Below are 2,291 nucleotides of genomic sequence, written 5' to 3'. Positions count from 1 at the left end.
TGGCCGCCAGGGCCAGGGTGAACAGGATCAGCAGGAGCCGGTCGAACCAGTCACCCCCGTCGCGGTTTCGCAGCAGCACGCTGGCGGTGACGACGATCGCCGTCCACACGGCGACGAACGTCGTCTGCCGGACCGTGCCCAGCGCCGAGGCGGCGCCCGGCAGGAACACCAGGAGCCCCAGGAGCCACACCTCGGACCCGGACAGCGTGCCGAGGACCTCGACGAGGCCCGTCACGGTCACCACGCCGGCGACCAGCTGGGCGTTGCCCGGGGGCTCGATGGCGTCGAAGGTGTCGCCAGGTCTCTTGCGGCGGCTACCTGTCATGCGTGCTCCCGGGCAGGTGGTGATCTGGCCCTACGTTATGCAGGCCCGCTCCGGCCCGGTAGCACGCCCCGCCGTTGCGACCCCGGCTACCCGCCCAGCTCCTTGCTGATCCGGTCCAGCATGAACGCCGAGGACTCGTGCGCCCGCTCCTCCCAGGCGAAGACACAGGCTGTCGCCACGCCGTCGAAGTCCAGCTCGCGCAGGGTGCCGAAGAAGGCGTCCCAGTCGACCTCGCCCTGATCGATGTCCAGGTGCTGGTGGATACGGGCCGTGGTGCCGGGCGGGTTGAGGATGTAGCGCAGGCCGCTCGACCCCTTGTGGTTGAAGGAGTCCGCGATGTGCACGTGCTGGAGCTTGTCACCCGCGTAGCGCATCATCTTCGCGATGTCCGCTCCGGCCTCCGAGGCGCCCGAGAGGTGGAAGGTGTGCGGCGCGCAGTACAGGTAGTTCACCCAGGGCTTGTTGATGGCCCGGACCAGGTCGACCGCGGGGGTGTTCTCCTCGCAGAAGTCGTCGGGGTGGGCCTCCAGGTTCAGAGCGATGCCTTCGCGCTCGAACAGCGGGAGCAGCTCCTCCAGCGAGTTCCAGAACGCGGCCTCGCTCTCGGCGGCGCGCTCGGGGCGGCCGTTGAACTCGCTGTTCATCAGCGGGCATTCGAGGTCCGCGGCGATCTCGATCATCCGCTTCCAGTAGCGGACGGCGGCCTGCCGTTCGGTCTCGTCGGGCGACGACCACTTGTACAGCGGCAGCACGGAGGACAGCTTCACACCGTGCGTACGCAGGGCGTTCTTCAGCTCCGCGACGCGCTCGTCGTCCGCCCGCGGGTGCAGGAAGAACGGCATGAAGTCGTCACGGGGCGACAACTCGATGTATTCGTAGCCGAGTTCGGCCACTGTGCGCACCATGTCGTCGATCGGCAGGGCGCGGAACATGTACGGGTCGAGGGCGATCTTCACGCGGCACCTCCGTAGAAGGCGGGACGGGGCTTGAGGTCCGTGGCGACGACGAGGCCCGACTCAAGGGCCTCGACGGTCGCGGCGGTGATGACGGTGGCGGCGTACCCGTCCCAGGCGGACGGACCGGTGGGCTCGGCACCGGCGGCGAGGCCCGCGATCCACTCACGGAACTCGGTGTCGAAGGCGTCCCGGAAGCGGCTCACCCAGTCCGTGAGCACCTCGGTGCTGTGCTGGGCGGCGGTCCGCACACCCACCGCGGCCGGGTCGGGCAGCCGTACGAGACCCTCCTCGCCGACCGCCTCGCACTGGATGTTGACGAAGACCTCCAGATCGATGCGGACGCCCTTCGCCGTCTCGAAGAGCATGATCTGCGGGTCCTTGAGGTGGGCGAACCGCTTGCTCGTGGCGCGCGGCGTGACCACCTGGGTGGAGACGATCTCGTCGTCCAGGAGCCAGCGCAGCACATCCACCTCGTGCACGGCCGTGTCCAGGGCCGCCATGGCGGAGGTGTACGACTCCGGGACGGTCGGGTTGCGGTGGGCGCAGTGCACGATCAGCGGCTCACCGATCCGGCCCGATTCGATGACCTGCTTCATCTCGCGATAGCCGGCGTCGTAACGGCGCATGAAGCCGACCTGGACCAGGCGGCGGCCGTGGGCCGTCTCCGCCTCGACGATCCTCAGGCAGTCCTCGGCGGTGGTGGCCAGCGGCTTCTCGCAGAACACCGGCTTTCCTGCGGCTATCGCGGTCAGCACGTGCTCGGCGTGGGTGGGACCCCAGGACGTCACGAGGACGGCGTCGACGTCGTCCGCCGCGATGAGCTCGGCGCCGCTCGCGTACACCCGGGCGCCGACCGGTGCCGCCGCCTCCTCGGCACGGGCCGCGTCGATGTCGGTGACCGCGGTGACCCGGGCACCGGTCACGGTGTGGGTGAGACGCCGGATGTGCTCGTGGCCGATCCAGCCGGCGCCGATCACCCCTACACGTACAGTCATGGTCGTTTCCTAACG

General features: G+C 69.3%; 2 protein-coding genes and 1 pseudogene. All 3 read right to left on the bottom strand.

All coding sequences use genetic code 11. From position 1 onward, the window contains the following. A pseudogene (locus tag JF597_RS54760) lies at positions 1-325 on the bottom strand (serine/threonine-protein phosphatase); the annotation flags it as partial. Between the two features lie 86 nt (positions 326-411). Next, complete coding sequence (locus tag JF597_RS54755; protein ID WP_294014656.1) at positions 412-1,281, bottom strand: sugar phosphate isomerase/epimerase; 870 nt, start codon at positions 1,279-1,281, stop codon at positions 412-414. Then, entirely contained in the window at positions 1,278-2,276 is a 999-nt protein-coding gene (locus tag JF597_RS54750; protein WP_294014653.1) for a Gfo/Idh/MocA family oxidoreductase, read from the bottom strand. Before JF597_RS54750 ends, JF597_RS54755 begins: the two co-directional genes overlap by 4 nt. Positions 2,277-2,291 lie beyond the last annotated feature (15 nt).

This window comes from Streptomyces sp., assembly GCF_019510245.1.
Taxonomy (GTDB): Bacteria; Actinomycetota; Actinomycetes; order Streptomycetales; family Streptomycetaceae; genus Streptomyces.
This window is presented reverse-complemented; position numbering and strand designations above follow the sequence as displayed.

Excerpts from the sequence above, each read along its gene's own strand:
- JF597_RS54750 (WP_294014653.1), bottom strand. The coding sequence starts at position 2,276 with ATGACTGTACGTGTAGGGGTGATCGGCGCCGGCTGGATCGGCCACGAG.